Source organism: Pseudogemmobacter sp. W21_MBD1_M6 (assembly GCF_052119585.1).
Taxonomy (GTDB): domain Bacteria; phylum Pseudomonadota; class Alphaproteobacteria; order Rhodobacterales; family Rhodobacteraceae; genus JBGQOJ01.
On the sequence record NZ_JBGQOJ010000001.1, the window covers coordinates 835,026 to 851,143 of the forward strand.

Here is a 16,118-nt window from a genome sequence, read left to right on the forward strand (position 1 = left end):
CCAAGGTCAAGGTGTCGCGGAAGACCGCAATGCCGCACTCACCATATTGTGGGGCAAAGGCATAAGGGTGGCCGAGGTCGTCCAAAGAATGGCCGTCTGGACCTCTCTTTCGGGAAAGATCTGAGACAGTGCTGCGGCATAGGCCCCCATCTGTGCCAGAATCCCATGCGGCACGTCGCCTGCGGTTGCGGGGACCGATTGGTTGGACTTGTAGTCAATCGCAAGCACGCGATCATCCCCGATGATCAGCCTGTCTATGGCCCCGAGAATGCGGGCGCCGGCCAGTTCCGGCAGCGCAGCGGAAATGTCGACTTCGGTCAGGGCGTCGGGCGTAAAGAGGTGGGCAAGCCCTGTGTCGGTCAGAACGCGCGTTGCCTCGACCATCAGTTGACCGGCTTCGGTCGGGTCAGAGATGTCTTCGCCCGTCGACAGGATATCCTGCGCCAGACGCGGCCAGTCGGGTTGCGGATAGGCCGCAAGATGCTCCAGCAGGCGGTGTAATTGCCGTCCGCGACGCAGCGCTGTCTCGTCATCCTGACCGCCGGCGCCTTGCCCCAGTGATTTCGCCCCGCCCAAACCGGATGGCGCCAGCGGCTTGTCCGACGGCGCGGGCGCGGGGGCTGCGCACAGGGCCCAGGCTGGAATCGGGGGTAATGGCCCGTCAGCCTGCGGCTTGATTTCAGTTGCGGGCAGCGCCCAGTCGCCCTGTTCCAGCCGCCTGCCCTGCCCGAAGCCGAATTTGAAATCTACAGCGCCGGAATGGTCCATTCCCTGACGGATAATGTCATACCAACTGTCACTATTCTTGCCCAAGTCGCCGGCAGCGCAAACGATCAGCCATTTTTCTGCCCGCGTCATAGCGACATACAAAAGCCGCATGCTTTCGTCTTCCTGCGCGGCTTTCAGCTGGTCGCGGGCATCGCCCAGTATTTTCGGGCTTTCCGCCGCGGCACTTTTCCAGACGGGCGTTTCGCCGATCTTGTAGATTTCGTCGTTCAATCGGATGTCACGTTTTGCCGTATCCGGAAGGATGACAATCGGGGCCTCCAGCCCCTTGGCGCCGTGGACCGTCATCACCCGAATTCTGTCCCCGGCCGTATCCATCTGGCGCTTGATATCGACCTCGTCAGTGTCCAGCCACGTCAGGAAACCCGTCAGACTTGGAACCTCGGTTCGCTCATAGGCAAGTGCCTGGGTCAAAAGCGCGTCGATCCCGTCTTCGGCCTCTGTTCCAAGGCGTGCCAGCAGCTTTTTCCGACCGTCGTGGCGGGTCAGAATGCGTTCCAACAGGTCGTAGGGGCGCAAAAAATCGGCAGAATTGCGCAGTTCGTTTATGATTTTGACGCTCGACTCAAACTCTGCTTTCCGGTCGCGAAGGGCTGCGGATAAATAGGCTTTGCCCCGCTTATGGGCCAAATCATACAGCGCCCCCTCGGACCAACCGAACAAAGGCGATCGCAATGCGGTTGCCAGCGACAGGTCATCCTCTGGCGTCGCCAGAAACCGAAGAAGCGCGGCCAGATCCTTGACTGCCAGCTCTGCCCCGACGCGCAACCGATCGGCACCGGCAATCGACAAGCTCCGGCTTTTGCAGGCGCGAATGATTTCATGGAATAGCTCTGAACGGCGCTGTACCAGAATAAGGAAGTCACCCGCGGTCACGCGGCGTGCTGCCATCCGGGGCTTGCCGGTCGGATCGTCTATTTCAGCCGGAATAGTGACGCCTTCATCAATCATCCGTTTGATTTCATCAGCGATCTGGTTTGCCAGCTTTGATGAATGATGGCTTTCCGAAACCCGATCAACCGGATCGAACCAGTCGCGTGTATCTTTGTCGTCGATCTTTTCGACGGGCGGCCACAAATCGACCCGTCCCGGCAGCGCGGTTTTGAACGCGATGTGTTTGAACCCTTCGCCGACACCCTTGCCGCCGCGCTGTTGGAATGTGGTGTCAACCAGCGTCAGGATGGGCTGCGCGGACCGAAAGGAATAATCAAGCGACAGCGATTGCAGGCCGCGACCCGCCTCTGACAAGCGGTCGTTGAAATACTCCTGCATGCGATCGAACGATCGCGGGTCCGCACCCTGGAACGAATAGATCGACTGCTTCTTATCACCGACGACAAAAATCGTCCGCTCTGTGCTGCTGCGCGCACCTTCACCGGATGTAAACTCCTGCGCCAGCAACCGGATCACGTCCCATTGCGCAGGGCTTGTGTCTTGTGCCTCGTCGACAAGGATGTGGTCGATCCCGCCATCAAGCCGGTACAGCACCCATTGCGCGACGGCAGGATCGGTCAAAAGTTGCCGCGCTTTCAGGATCAGATCGTCGAAATCCAACCAGCCGTGACGCATCTTTCCGGCATCATACGCCGGAAGGAACTCTGCTGCGAACTGATGCAGTGCAAGCGTTTTTCTGGCGGAATAGAGCCGCAAACGGGTGTCTCTTGCCTGCTCTACGCGCATCATCAACTGATTTAGCGGTTCTATCCGGTCGCCAAGGGCGATGCGGGTTGCCTTGGTCGGAAATTTGTCGATCTTGGCGCAGAACGGCTCTGTTGCGGTGGCCCCCGTCAAAAACACTGACTCAAGAACGGGCAGGTCGCTGGCGATCAGATTGGCGGTGTCGAGTGTGGAAAGTTTCGCCGCATCCTTTTTGTCTGTGGGTAGCCCATCGTGCAGCGCGACAAGCAAATCCGCCAGAAGGGACGCTTCGTTTCCCAAAAATACATCCGACACCAGATCTGCGTCGGTAAACCCGGGATCCAGCCCGAACAACGCCCATATCGCCGCGGCATCCTGCCCGAACTTCGTCTGATGTTTGGTGACCTCTTGTGTCAGCGCGCCGAAATCCTCGCCGCTATAATATCGCGCGATCCCGTCGATAAGACCGACATGCGTGCCGTCGGCCATGCCTTCGACGATCTCCTCTCGCAGCAGTTTGGCGGCGCGGTCGTCCATTTCAACGAAGGTCGGCGACACCCTCGCCTCCAGTGGAAAGCGGCGCAACAGGGATGCACAAAAAGAGTGGATAGTCTGAATTTTCAGCCCGCCGGGGGTTTCGATTGCACGCGCGAACAGCGTGCGGGCATCTCTCAGCTTTTCGGGTGTGATCGCGCTGCGACCACCCAGATCGGTCAGTTGGCCCAGAAGACGGTCGTCTTCCATCATCGCCCATTCGCCCAAACGCCTGAACAACCGGTTCTGCATCTCGCTTGCGGCGGCTTTTGTGTATGTCAGGCACAGGATGTTCTGGGGCATTACGCCCTCTAGCAACAGCCGCGCAACGCGGTCGGTCAGAACCCGTGTTTTGCCCGATCCGGCATTGGCCGACAGCCATGTTGATGCGGATGGGTCCGCCGCCGCAATCTGGCGCAGTGTCGCGTCATCGGGGCGGGTCATTCCACATCCTCGCCTTTGGGTTCGTTGGTGGCATCCCATTCCCCGAACCGCGCAAGTTGATCATAGTCGCCGCCGAACCGCTCTTTTTGCATGGCGCGGCGCGAGGTGAAGCCCTGTTGCGGCTCCATATAGCGACCGATCAGTTCCTCGAACTCGTCCCAGACCCTGGCGGGCGGAAACTCGGTCAAGGGGGCATCGACAATTTTTGGCGCGCTTCCAAGGCCAATAAAACTGGCCCCGCGAACGTCCGAGTAGCCAAGCCCCTCAAAGGCGTTTCGTTCGATCATCGCGGCCTCCAGCAACAGCTGTTTGTCGAAATACAGTTGTTCGTCTTTGGACGGCGGCACGCCGGTTTTGTAATCGTAAACGAAGATACTGCCATCTTCGGCGCGGTCGATCCGGTCCGCCTTAGCGGTCAACGTGAAATCGACAGTGTCCAACGGAGCAGCCCCTTTTCGTTCCAGCAGGCTTTCAGGCGCACGAGCCATTCGGGTGACCTCGCCCTCAAGAAACCAATCCACCACGCGTTCCAGCTTGGCCCGCCAGATGCGGCGGGCAGTTGGCCACGGGGCCTCTGCCGCAAGCACCTCGTCGGCAATGGCCATCAGACGGCGACGGGCCTGCACCTGAGTCTCGACTGGTCTTTCGCGCACAAAACGCTCGAAAACGCCGTGCAGGATTGTGCCCCGCAGGGGTGCGTCGGGGGCTTGCCGTAAAGGGTCCAGCGGGCGCAACCGCAAAACATATGCGGCATAGATTGCATAGGGATCGCGGATCAGGGTCTTTATGCGCGTGACGGACAGCTGTTTAGGCCGCGCCGCGACAGGTGGGCGGGGCGAGGGCCGCGGCGCAGAGGACACAGCCTCATCCGGCATCTCGATTGCAGTGGCCAGCCCAAGCCAGTATTGGCCCTTTTCGCGCATGGTTTTCAGCGCATCTGATCCGCCCTGTGGCTTTAGCCCGTCCAGAAGGTTCACCAACCGGTTCAACCATCTGGATGCAACGGTCTCTGCCTCGGCGCTGCGGATAGAGCGGGTCAACCACACCTCTTTCGCGCCAACGGCCTGTTGAAAATCGTGCGCGGACAGCCCGATCCGCCTTTCGGGCAACAGCAGGCCCGCCTCCAGGCGCATCCGCCGGTTCATCCATGGGTCCGGTTTTGCACTTTCGGGCCATGTTCCGTCATTCAATCCGCCCAGAATAACCAGATCCGCACCTTGAACGCGGGCCTCCATCGTGCCCCAGATCATGATGTTCGGATGGGTGCCAACCGCATCCCGCACCACGCCGCGTTCCAGAACCGCGCGAAACAGGCTGTTGTAGTCGGCGGCGGACATGTCGCCGCCGATCCCGGCCTCGCGTTGCAATTCGCCGATCAGTTTTGTTGTCTCGCGACCGGCGGATTCTGCCCATAATTCGGAATCGTCATCGCTTTTGGGGCCTGCAGCCAATGCAGAAGCAATGCACAAGTGATGCGCAACATGGTCCGATAGGGGCCGCGTTCCGACCTCTTCCACACCGCGCAGGACGTCACCCAGCCATTGCGCCCAAACGTCGCGCCCGTCTTCCGGCTTATGCGCGGCCCAGGCGATCAGGCTGCTTGCGGTTGGAAACGGCGGGCCATCACGGCGCAAGGAAAGCTCAAGCTCTCGCGTCCAGCGCAAATGGTTTCCCCGCTCTCCGGCGCCTGTATTGGCAAGGGGATGCTTGAGAAGGGTCAGCAGATCCTCTGCCGTCAGTTTTTGTCCGAAAAGAGACGAGACATGGCGCAGGAAACGGCCCGGTGGGGAAAGGGGCAACGGTTGCCCGGCACTGTCATCGGGGCGGATGCCCCAACGGTCCAGCGCCGCCGTGACCTGTCGCGTCAACATGCGATCGGGCGTTATAAGCGCGGCCATGGTTCCATCCTCTGCGGCCTGCCGCAGACGCAGCGCAATTGCCAGCGCTTCCAGGCGTGACGACGCCGCCTCGACCAAGGTGACATCGGCAAGAGCGGTCTGAAGATTCGAAAGCGTTCGCCCTTCGATCATCCATTGGTCCGTGACCGGCGCGGGCCGCAAGGCCAGTGAAACGATCTTGTTGCGTGCTGGATTGGGGGCCTCTGTCATGGTCCAGTTTTGCACGTCGACGGGGTTCGCCCCTAGCGCGTCCAGCAGGTGACGAAACCGGAATTGCGGGTGATCTTCGGTGGTCAGGGCGCTGTCCAGCCGGCCCCAGACGTGGTCGGGAAGATCAAAGTCATAGCCGGGCAACACAAGCGCCCCCTGAGGAAGTGCGGCGACCGCCTTCATGAACATCTGTGTCGCGCCACGCGATCCGGTCGATCCCGCAACGATCACCGGATGCGTCGGCGGCGCGATGGCCCAGCGCGCAACCAGCCGTTCGATCACCAGCCTTTGTCGGGCCTCTTTGTCGGGCGCGTTTCGCGCCTCTTCGCCAAAATACCGCTGCACGATGCGGATAAAGGTCAGGCTGCGATCCCAGTGGCCTGACTGATCCGGAATTTCGAGGTTTTCGATCACCTCGGGGCTGACGCCTTCGCCCTGCATCTCGTCCATAAGGGTTGCAAGGCTATCGGCCAGATCATGGATCGCGGCGCGTGGGGCCAGATCGGGCTGGGCCTCCAGAAGCTGTCCGATCAGAACGCCAAGTTCCAGCCGTCGCCGCAGCGGGGGAACGCCGGGCGGAAGATCTGCCATCGCCACGTCCTGCCCCAGATCGGTCAGAAGCCTGATCTGGGGCAAAAGGGACGCCGGCCCTTGTGCCAGAACGTCTTTTAATCGCCGCTGCATCCTGCGGGTGTTCACATAGATTTCGACGCGGGCGATCGCCTCGGGGGGTAGGCCCGCCATCCGTTCGTTCAGCCCTTCGATCAGGGAAACGGGAAAGTCGGCCCCCAGGGGAAGTCCGAAAATACGGGGCTTGTCTGACGGATCAAACATCGGGCGTGCCGTTCAGCATGGCCTCGGCGATAGCAATGCCTTCGGGTCGGCCGACATCGCACCAAGTGCCGTCGTGCACCGCGCCAAACAGGCGCCCCTGCGCGATTATGCTGTCCCACAGCAGATTAAGCGAGAATCCGCGATCTGGAAACGCCGCCAGACCTTCGGTTTTGATGATCTGCACTCCGGTGTAGATATAGCCTGCCCCGCGCCTGATTTCGCCGGTATCCGAGCGCAGAAAGTCGCCCTTGCCGCTGTGCCCGAAGGCGCGATGTGGATCGACAAGCAGCAAAAGCGCGTCCATTTCGTCTGGTTGCCACAGGTCGCGCAGCTGCGCGATTGCGTTTTTGCCGGTCCAGACCGCATCAGTGTTCATTGTGAAAACCGGACCATCCCCCAGTAACGGCAGCGCATGACGCAACCCGCCGCCGGTTTCCAGAATGTCGGGCGTTTCGATTGAAAAAGCGATGTCGCGCCCCGCCAGATGTGTTTGCAGGGGATCGGGAAGATAGTGCAAATTGGCGACCTTCCGGTTGATGCCCGCCGTTTCAATCTGGTCCAGCGCATGATCAATCAGCGCCCGACCGGCGACCTTGATCAACGGTTTGGGTTGTGAGGCGGTCAGTGTGCCCATTCGCGTGCCTAAACCGGCGGCAAATAGCATTACAGCGTCGGGATGGTCGCGCATTTGTCTTTCAACCTTTTCAGGACGTCGTTGGTTGGCGCGGGAAGCTTTGCAAGCACCATGTCGCGAAGGCCCGACAGGGCGGGGTGATCCAGATCTTGCAGAAGATGGCCCCAGACCCGTGGGATCAGGTCAATGTAGTGCGGTTTCCCGAAGTGCATAGACAACCGGGCGAAGACGCCAAGGATACGCAGGTTTCGCTGGGCGCCAAGGCAGGCATAAGCGGTCTGGAATGCGTCGGCATCCATACCGGATTGCGCGATATACCGCGCCTTCATGGCGTGCTGAAGGGACGGGGGCACATCGCGGCGGGCATCCTCTAGCAGCGACACAAGGTCATAGGCGGGGTGGCCCGACATGGCGTCCTGAAAGTCCAAAAGGCCAACCCGCGCCGCGCCGGCCCTGTCAGGCAACCAAAGCAGGTTTTCAGCATGATAGTCCCGTTGAATCAAAACCGGCGTGGCATTGGTGTGTCGGTTCAGAACTGCCTGAAGCGTTGTTTGAAATGCGGTGCAGGCGTCGGCGTCAGCCATGTCTGTGGCCCCCGGCAAATACCAATCGAAGGCAAGTGCCGCGACCTTTGCCATAACCACAGGGCTGTAGGGTGCAAGGGTGTCGGGCATGGGGGCTGCGTGCAGCTGCACCAGTGCGTCGACAGCGGTTTCATAAAGAATTTGCTCTCGCTCTGGTGATTTGACGACGACACGCGCGAACAGGTCATCGCCCAGATCCTCGATGATCAAAAGGCCCGCGTCGATATCTTCGGCAAAGATATGTGGCGCGCTAAGCCCGATGCCGGTCAAGTGACGTGCAATCGCAAGAAAGGGGCGAACATTCTCGCCTTTGGCGGGCGGGGCATCCATCAGCACGGCGGTTTTTCCGCTGTCGTTGGACAAAATCCGTTCATAGTGCCGGTTCGAGGCATCGCCCGCGAGAGGGGAGCGGGTGCTTCCCGCCCAGTCTGTTTTCGCAATGAAGGCGTCGATCAGCGCGTTTCTGTCAGTCATTCAGCCTCTCCAGCCGGGCGCGCCATTGTGGCGATTCGGAACGTGCTATCACCCGGCGCGACTCGTCGGTGGACCCTTGTGAAAACGACAGGACCAGCGCATCCGCGGGCAAAAGATCACCCAGCCGATCCGGCCATTCAACAAGGCATAGTGCCGTTTCGAAGGCGTCCGTCAGGCCAAGTTCCACCGCTTCGTCGGGATGTGTAAGGCGGTAAAGGTCGCTGTGCCATATGTCCAGATCGCCCTCGTTATAGACCTGAACCAATGTGAAGGTCGGCGAGGGGATATCCTCTGGCTCTGATAGCTTTGCCTTGATCAGGCTTCTGGCAAAATGTGTTTTCCCGGCACCGATCGATCCTTCGAGCAGGATAACGTCACCGGCGCCGACGCGTCCGGCAAGGCGTCTGGCAAAATCGGTGGTTTCGGCCTCTGAGGAAAAGGTAATGTCGAATAGCTGTTGGGTCATTGCCCGACATTAGCCTGCCCAGTTCTGCCCGCAAGCGGCATCACGCATCGATATTGACACGATCCGGCCACGCAGCGGTTTTTTCAACGGGTTCGGGGGAAAGAGTGGCGAATGAAACCATGCTGAACCCGCCCGAAAGGGGCCGTAGCCGGCATTGCAGGTTTTGCCCGTTCGACAGCATGACGTCCTTGCTGCAGTCGATCCTGCCATCCTGGCCGGTGACAAAGCGTAGTGCGAGATCCCAAAAGGCGGAGGGAAGGCTTTTGTTTTTCCAATGCGCGATGACATCGGAAATGACCATGTCGCCGAAGGTTGTATCCGGGTCCAGCCCCCACAGCCGCACAAAGGCCGCGTTTGTTGTCGCGACAACGCCATTTGGCGAAAAGACTATGATCGCCTCTGCAAGACTGTCGATGATGGCTTGTCCCAGCTCCAGGTCGGATCTGAACCGGCGCGTCAGCGAAATTTCGGCTGTGATGTCCTCGAACAGAAACGCGACGGCCCCGTCGGGGTGTGGTCTGCCGGTGACATGGTAGGTCTGCCCTGTCGGCAAGGCCCAGTTTTCCTCAAATGTGCCATTGGTTGCGCCGACTTCCAGTTCTGCCATTTGGTCGCGCCAGGTTTTGTAGTCTTTAGGCTCTGGCACCATTCGTTTCTCGCGCAGCCGATCCAGAAATGAATAAAGCGTTGGTTTTGAAATCAGAAACTCGGCGGGCAAAGACGAAAGATCGGTAAGGGCAGGGTTGAAAAGCACCAGTTGGCGTTTGCGGTCGAAGATCGCCAACCCGATGGGCAGTTGCGCAAAGGTCTTTGTCAGGGTCTGGACAAAACTGCGAAGGGCGTCTTCGGCGCGAACGGTTCCGTTCACAAGATCGGCAAAGCAAAGCGTCTCGTTGCCAATCTGGCGCGCGGAAATCTCGTACCAACTGACCGTCTTGTCGGGTATGTCCAACGCGATGCGCCTTGGGCCCTCGGCTGGCGGATCACCCTTGACGGCGGCGGGAGGGAAGATGACGCGGGGCGGCCATGTCGGCACGTCCTCATCGGGGTAAAAACGGGCGGCGAGTGTCAGATAGGCCTGGTTGGCCCAGGTGATCTGACCATTCACGGCCTGCTTCCAGACAAGAAATGGCGCGTGGTCGGTCGTGCCGCGCAATGTATCCAATTCTTCTTCCATTGCAGCAAGGCTTTGCCTGTCTATGTCCACCAGAGGCCCGTCGCTTATCCGCTCATCAAGAACAATCCGGGCCAATCCGTCCCACCATTCGGCGTAAAGTTTCACAACAGGCGAATCTGCGCTTGTCCATTGCAGTTGCCCCGCTTCCGCAAGGCCACCTATCTTGTCGCTGAGGTCTGGAAAGCGCGGGCCGAAGATGACGCCAAAGCGAGCCCAGTCCGACATGCCCCTTGGCCCCGTGGCAAGGATGCGCCGCGCACGAGGCGTGGCGTCAATCAGGGTTTCGTCGTCGAAGATGAAAACGCATTCGTTCATCGCCTCTGACAAAAGCGCCCGCGCGGTCTTTTTGGCAGGTGCGGTCAGTGCTGACAAAAGAAGCAGGGCAAAGGTTGTCGCAGCGAAGGACACGACAATAACGAGCAAGACGATTTTATAGTCCGGCAATTGCATATACCGCTTCCCCGTTCTGAAGACATTCCTGTTGCTTCAGTCTTGGGCAAGAAACGTTAATGCGTGGTTAAGTCAGATTTCGAACGGAACATTCAGCCCAAGCGGCGTGCCATCGGCCATGGACGCCGGCGCAATCGCATCGCGTGGCCAAACGACCTCGACAATCGCGCCGCTTCGCAAGGGACGCTCGTCGGCAATAAGGAACGGATCAGAGCCGTTGGCAAAGGTCAGTTCTGCGCCGGAGCGTTCCAAAAGGGTTTTGGCGATGAACAGGCCCAGCCCCATGCCTTCGTATTCGGGGCGCTGGGCGCGCTCGGTGTCGGACTTGCGCCGCCGCAGGAACGGGTCGCCGATGCGGCCAAGCATATGGGGCGGAAAGCCTGCGCCATCGTCCGCGATCCGCAGCAGGATAAGGTCACTTGTCCACTCGATTTCGATCCAGACAGTGTGTTCTGCAAAATCGACCGCGTTCTGCACAAGGTTCCGGACGCCGTGGATGATTTCAGGACGCCGCAATATGGTTGGCTGGCGCGGGTTGCTGCCCTCGATTGGCGCTGCGCTGAACTTGATGACCTTTCCGCGTCCCAAATGCGGTTCTGCCGCTTCGCTGATGACCGTCGCCACAGGGGCGCTTCTCATGTGCAGGTCATCTTTTCCCGCCCGCCCCATAGAGCGAAGAATATCGCGGCAGCGGTCTGCCTGATCGTGGATCAGTTGCGCGTCTTCCTGAAGGTCGGGGCGGTCAGCCAGATCGTCTATCAGTTCGGCGCTGGCGAGTTTGATTGTGGCAAGGGGCGTTCCCAGTTCATGCGCGGCTGCGGCGACCACGCCACCTAGGTCGGTCAGCTTCTGCTCGCGGGCCAATGCCATCTGGGTTGCAAGCAGGGCCTGCGACATCGAGTGCATTTCAGATGTGACGCGACGGGCGTAAAGGCTGATGAACACAATGCCGATGACAATCGCCAGCCACGACCCGAACACAAAGACATCCGGCACCTTCAGAATATACCCCAGTTCGTTGCGCAGCGGGATATGAACCCGGGCGACAAGCGTGGTCATTCCGATCGCGACCAGAGCCAGCAAGACGGTTGACCGTAACTGCAACGCGGTCGCGGAAATGATAACCGGCGCCACGATCAGCATCGCAAAAGGATTGCTGAGACCGCCTGTCAAAAAAAGCAAAAGTGAAAGCTGCAGGATGTCGAACAGCAATAGAAGCGAGGCACCGTTTTGTGAAAGCCGCTTGTTTTGCGGGAAAACGAAGAACGCGATCAGGTTGATGACGACGGATGTGCCGACAGCGAAGGCGCAATATCCCAACTCCAGCCGGATGTGATAGACCTGATGCGCGACGGCGATTGTCGTTATTTGCCCGATGATCGCCATCCAGCGCAGCAAGATAAGGGTGCGCAGACGCAACCAATCGCTGCGGGCTTCTTGATTGAATAACTTTGTCGTGGGGTTTGCCATCTGCGCGCCTTGGTCCAATTGCATCTGCCAAAACAACTGCTACTGCTGCACCTGACATCGTTCAACGGGCTTTGGACCACGCTAAGGGATTGCGACACAAAATGACAAAAATTTTTGCATGGGCCGCGGGTGCCGCGATTGCCGGTCTGCTGGCCTCGACCTATCTGATGACGCGTTCGTCGGGAAGCGACCCTTTCGCAAGCTGCCGCACAGCGCAGGTTGCGGGCGGGACGGGTGCGATTGGCGGGCCGTTCACGCTGGTCGATGAAACGGGCAAAACCGTTACGGACAAGGATGTGATCACCAAGCCGTCGCTGGTTTATTTCGGCTATACCTTCTGTCCCGATGTCTGCCCGCTGGACAATGCCCGCAATGCCGAGGCCGTCAGTATTCTTGAGGATCTCGGGCTGGAGGTAACGCCGGTGTTCATCTCTATCGACCCGAAACGCGACACGCCCGAGGTCATGGCAGAGTTCACCGACCAGATGCACCCCCGAATGATCGGCCTGACCGGAAGCCCCGAACAGGTAAAGGCGGCATCGCAGGCATATAAGACCTACTACCGTGCCCAAAACCCCGACGAGGAATATTACCTGGTGGACCATTCGACCTTCACCTATCTGGTTCTCCCAGAGCAGGGTTTTGTCGAGTTCTTTCGCCGCGACGCCACAGCCGAACAGATGGCGGAACAGGTCGCCTGTTTTGTGAAGAACAGTTGAAAAATTGACCACCGTGGCATCTCGCCCTAGAACATAGTGTATAAACACAAAAACGGGGAAGTGTTGCGCATGGCCGACCGTGAGTTGCCAGACATCGGGGACGACAAATCGCTTCTGCTGGTCGATGATGACGAACCGTTTCTAAAGCGTTTGGCGCGGGCCATGGAAAAGCGTGGTTTCGAGGTGGAAACAGCCGAGACCGTCGCGGCGGGCAAGGCGATTGCCAAGGCGCGCCCGCCTGCGTTTGCCGTGGTTGACCTGCGGCTGGAAGATGGCAACGGGCTGGATATTGTCGAGGTCTTGCGCGAGACAAGGCCCGATAGCCGGATCGTGGTTCTGACAGGCTATGGCGCGATTGCCACGGCGGTTGCTGCGGTCAAGATCGGCGCGCTTGATTATCTGTCGAAACCGGCGGACGCGAACGACATAACCCATGCCCTTCTGGCCACGGGCGACACGTTGCCGCCGCCCCCCGAAAACCCGATGTCGGCTGATCGGGTCCGGTGGGAGCATATCCAGCGGGTTTACGAACTGTGTGACCGGAATGTCAGCGAAACGGCGCGACGCCTGAACATGCACCGCAGAACCTTGCAGCGCATACTGGCCAAACGGTCGCCAAAATAAGGCCGTTACATCCCCGACATAAGGGCGCTGTGCCGCGCGGTGAAATCGGCGCGGGCAAAGATCGGCGCGCGCAGGCGAATTTCCAGACCTTTGATCTGCTCCGCATCCGGCTTGCCGAACAGTTTGTCGGCCTCGGTTCTTGTGAAGCCTGCGATCTGAACGGCCTCTAGCCAGGCGCTGATCTTGTCGGCCGCTTTTATCTGCTTTTTTATAATCGTGGGAATTGCGGCAGGCAGGCCGAACCGCAAATGAATTGCAGAGGTCAGCCTGTCATCCAATGCGCCATAGTCCGGCCCGACAGCCGCCTTGACCGGAGAGATCATATCCCCGATCACATATTCGGGTGCGTCATGCAGCAACGCGGCCAGCTTCCATTTCGCGGGGGCGGCGGGGTTGGCGCGGGAAAAGATCTGCTCAACCAGAAGTGAATGCTCGGCGACGGAATACGGGTAATCACCGAAGGTCTGCCCGTTCCAGCGCGCAACAAAGGCAAGACCATGGGCGATATCCTCGATCTCTATGTCCATCGGGGTCGGGTCCAGCAGGTCAAGCCTGCGACCGGAAAGCATCCGTTGCCATGCGCGTGGTTGTTTCATTTTGTCCTCTGATCCTGTGCGATCGACATTAGCGGTCGCGACCCACCATTGTCGAGATAGGGTCTTGGTGCTATCTGGTGCGCAAATAACGGGATTTAAGGAGTACGGCACATGCCGACAGATTACATCGTCAAGGATATTTCGCTTGCAGCCTATGGCCGTAAAGAACTGGACATTGCCGAGACGGAAATGCCCGGCTTGATGGCGCTGCGCGAGGAATTCGGCACGACGAAGCCGCTGAAAGGCGCGCGAATTGCCGGATCTTTGCACATGACGATCCAGACGGCGGTTCTGATCGAGACGCTTGTGGCGCTGGGCGCTGACGTGCGCTGGGCCTCGTGCAATATTTTTTCGACCCAGGACCATGCCGCAGCTGCAATCGCCGAAAGCGGCGTTCCCGTGTTCGCCATCAAAGGCGAGACGCTGGAAGAATACTGGGACTATGCAGACCGTATTTTCTTCTTCGGCGGCGAAGAAGGCACGTGCAACATGATCCTCGACGATGGCGGCGATGCCACGATGTACATCCTGATCGGCGCTCGGGTCGAAGCAGGCGAGACCGACCTGATTGCGGTTCCCACGTCGGAAGAGGAAGAGTACCTGTTCGCGCAGATCAAAAAGCGCATGGCGGCAAGCCCGGGCTGGTTCACCAAGCAACGCGCCGACATCAAGGGCGTATCCGAGGAAACCACGACTGGCGTTCACCGCCTGTACGAATTGGTCAAGGCGGGTCAACTGCCCTTCCCCGCGATCAACGTGAACGACTCTGTCACCAAGTCCAAGTTCGACAATAAATACGGCTGTAAAGAGTCGCTGGTCGATGGCATCCGCCGCGCCACCGACACGATGATGGCCGGTAAGGTTGCCGTTGTGTGCGGATACGGCGATGTGGGCAAAGGCTCTGCCGCGTCGTTGAGCGGTGCAGGCGCACGCGTCAAGGTGACCGAAGTTGATCCGATCTGCGCGCTTCAGGCGGCAATGGACGGGTTCGAGGTTGTCGTGCTGGAAGATGTCGTGAACAGCGCTGACATCTTCATCACAACCACCGGCAACAAGGACGTGATCCGCATCGAGCATATCCGCGAGATGAAGGACATGGCGATTGTCGGCAACATCGGCCACTTCGACAATGAAATTCAGGTTGCAGCCCTGAAGAACCACAAATGGACGAACATCAAAGAGCAGGTCGACATGATCGAGATGCCGTCCGGTGCGCGGATCATCCTGCTGTCCGAAGGGCGCCTGCTGAACCTTGGCAACGCAACGGGCCACCCGTCGTTCGTGATGTCGGCCTCTTTCACCAATCAGGTTCTGGCGCAGATCGAGCTGTGGACCAAAGGTGACCAATACAAGAACGACGTCTACATCCTGCCAAAACACCTGGACGAGAAAGTTGCCCGTCTTCACCTTGCGCGGATCGGCGTGAAGCTGACAGAGCTGAAGAAAGAGCAGGCGGACTATATCGGGGTTAGCGTCGATGGCCCGTTCAAGCCAGAGCACTATCGCTATTAATCTGCTGGACTAGTGACGAAAAGCCGCCCGTGGTGATCGGGCGGCTTTTCTTATTGGCAGGTCTCTTAGTCCTGCGGAATACGAAGCACCTGACCCGGATAGATCTTGTCGGGGTGGGTCAGCATTGGTTTGTTAGCCTCGAAAATCTCGGGATAGCGGTTGGCATTTCCCAAAGTCGCCTTTGCGATTTTCGACAGATTTTCACCTTTGACGACGGTGTGGAAAACCGGCTCTCCGCCGCCCACTTCGTCAGATACCGCAGCAACGCCTTCGACGTTTCCAACGGCTAGGATGATTTTTTCCTTCATTTCCTGACTGACAGTCGTACCGCCCACCTTGACCTGATCTCCTTCGACAGAAATCGTCACACCTTCGGTGTTCAGGCCAAGATCCTTGACCTCTTTCATCAACACGTCTTCCGACGGTGCCTCTGATGCTTCTGCACGCCCGACCAGCTTTTTCCCGGCACCCTTGACGAAACTCCACAAACCCATTTTTATCTCCTAATTGACAGAATGATCGCAGACATCTGGCATCTTTTCAGCGCGTGGAATCAAGGGGGAATTTTTGAGAATGTTTTCCTTTGTATTCGAATAATTTGCCCTTATCGTGCTGTTTGACGCCTATGCAGGGCGCTTATTTTGTCGGAATATATCCGAATAACTGGTGGGAGAAAAATCTATGGGCAAGAGAGATGACCTTATTGCGGTCTATGCGGACGATCTGAAAAACAAATGCGGGATGACCCCTGATATGGACCTTCTGACGAAGGTGACAATCGGTTGCGGTCCGGCAATATACAATGCCGATGCATCGACCGTTGCGGGCTCGCAGCCGGCCGAGCTTGAGACGGTGAAGACCAACTTCCTGATCAAGAAGCTGGGTCTGACCGATGGCCCGCAGTTGATGGAGGCGATCAATTCCGTGATCGAGGTTTACGGAAAATCCGAGCGCAACAAATATCGCGCTGTGGTGTATTACATGCTGACAAAGCACTTTGGAAAAGAAGCGGCTTATAAATAACGCACCACGGTTTTGCGTGTGACGCCCGCCCTGCGCGGGCGTTTC

Annotated in this window: 13 protein-coding genes; 4 read left to right on the forward strand and 9 right to left on the reverse strand. The window is 58.7% G+C overall.

Annotated elements, in window-relative coordinates:
• Positions 1–6 precede the first annotated feature (6 nt).
• From addA to regB, 7 genes are all read right to left on the reverse strand, one after another.
• Entirely contained in the window at positions 7–3,402 is a 3,396-nt protein-coding gene (addA, locus tag ACEN2R_RS03980) for a double-strand break repair helicase AddA (protein ID WP_442039390.1), read from the reverse strand.
• Positions 3,399–6,344, reverse strand: coding sequence for a double-strand break repair protein AddB (addB, locus tag ACEN2R_RS03985; RefSeq protein WP_442039392.1), 2,946 nt, complete (start codon positions 6,342–6,344; stop codon positions 3,399–3,401). The genes addA and addB overlap by 4 nt, the downstream gene beginning before the upstream one ends.
• Entirely contained in the window at positions 6,337–7,032 is a 696-nt protein-coding gene (locus ACEN2R_RS03990; RefSeq protein WP_442039394.1) for a nucleotidyltransferase family protein, read from the reverse strand. Before ACEN2R_RS03990 ends, addB begins: the two co-directional genes overlap by 8 nt.
• Entirely contained in the window at positions 7,008–8,036 is a 1,029-nt protein-coding gene (locus tag ACEN2R_RS03995) for an aminoglycoside phosphotransferase family protein (RefSeq protein ID WP_442039396.1), read from the reverse strand. The genes ACEN2R_RS03990 and ACEN2R_RS03995 overlap by 25 nt, the downstream gene beginning before the upstream one ends.
• The gene (gene tsaE, locus ACEN2R_RS04000) at positions 8,029–8,502 is read right to left on the reverse strand and encodes a tRNA (adenosine(37)-N6)-threonylcarbamoyltransferase complex ATPase subunit type 1 TsaE (protein WP_442039398.1); all 474 of its coding nucleotides are present in this window, start codon (positions 8,500–8,502) and stop codon (positions 8,029–8,031) included. The genes ACEN2R_RS03995 and tsaE overlap by 8 nt, the downstream gene beginning before the upstream one ends.
• A 40-nt stretch (positions 8,503–8,542) precedes the next feature.
• The gene (locus ACEN2R_RS04005; RefSeq protein WP_442039400.1) at positions 8,543–10,129 is read right to left on the reverse strand and encodes a PAS-domain containing protein; all 1,587 of its coding nucleotides are present in this window, start codon (positions 10,127–10,129) and stop codon (positions 8,543–8,545) included.
• Between the two features lie 72 nt (positions 10,130–10,201).
• On the reverse strand, positions 10,202–11,599 hold the full coding sequence (gene regB, locus ACEN2R_RS04010; RefSeq protein ID WP_442039402.1) for a sensor histidine kinase RegB: 1,398 nt from the start codon (positions 11,597–11,599) through the stop codon (positions 10,202–10,204).
• A 101-nt stretch (positions 11,600–11,700) separates the two neighbouring features.
• On the opposite strand from regB, the gene ACEN2R_RS04015 reads away from it, so the two are divergent.
• Both ACEN2R_RS04015 and ACEN2R_RS04020 read left to right on the forward strand, forming a co-directional pair.
• Positions 11,701–12,318 (forward strand): SCO family protein, encoded by a 618-nt coding sequence (locus ACEN2R_RS04015; protein ID WP_442039404.1) that lies wholly within the window; start codon positions 11,701–11,703, stop codon positions 12,316–12,318.
• A gap of 69 nt (positions 12,319–12,387) precedes the next feature.
• Positions 12,388–12,942, forward strand: a complete 555-nt coding sequence (locus tag ACEN2R_RS04020; protein WP_442039406.1) for an ActR/PrrA/RegA family redox response regulator transcription factor — start codon at positions 12,388–12,390, stop codon at positions 12,940–12,942.
• Between the two features lie 5 nt (positions 12,943–12,947).
• Here the strand turns inward: ACEN2R_RS04020 and ACEN2R_RS04025 are convergent, their stop codons facing one another.
• Entirely contained in the window at positions 12,948–13,538 is a 591-nt protein-coding gene (locus ACEN2R_RS04025) for an HD domain-containing protein (protein ID WP_442039408.1), read from the reverse strand.
• A 111-nt stretch (positions 13,539–13,649) separates the two neighbouring features.
• Between ACEN2R_RS04025 and ahcY the strand changes: the two genes are divergently transcribed.
• Complete coding sequence (gene ahcY, locus ACEN2R_RS04030) at positions 13,650–15,050, forward strand: adenosylhomocysteinase (RefSeq protein ID WP_442039410.1); 1,401 nt, start codon at positions 13,650–13,652, stop codon at positions 15,048–15,050.
• Between the two features lie 65 nt (positions 15,051–15,115).
• On the opposite strand, the gene lysM is transcribed toward ahcY, so the two are convergent.
• A complete protein-coding gene (lysM, locus tag ACEN2R_RS04035; RefSeq protein WP_442039412.1) occupies positions 15,116–15,544 on the reverse strand; it encodes a peptidoglycan-binding protein LysM in 429 nt (142 codons plus the stop codon).
• Positions 15,545–15,731: 187 nt separating this feature from the next.
• Between lysM and ACEN2R_RS04040 the strand changes: the two genes are divergently transcribed.
• On the forward strand, positions 15,732–16,073 hold the full coding sequence (locus ACEN2R_RS04040) for a DUF2853 family protein (RefSeq protein ID WP_442039414.1): 342 nt from the start codon (positions 15,732–15,734) through the stop codon (positions 16,071–16,073).
• Positions 16,074–16,118 lie beyond the last annotated feature (45 nt).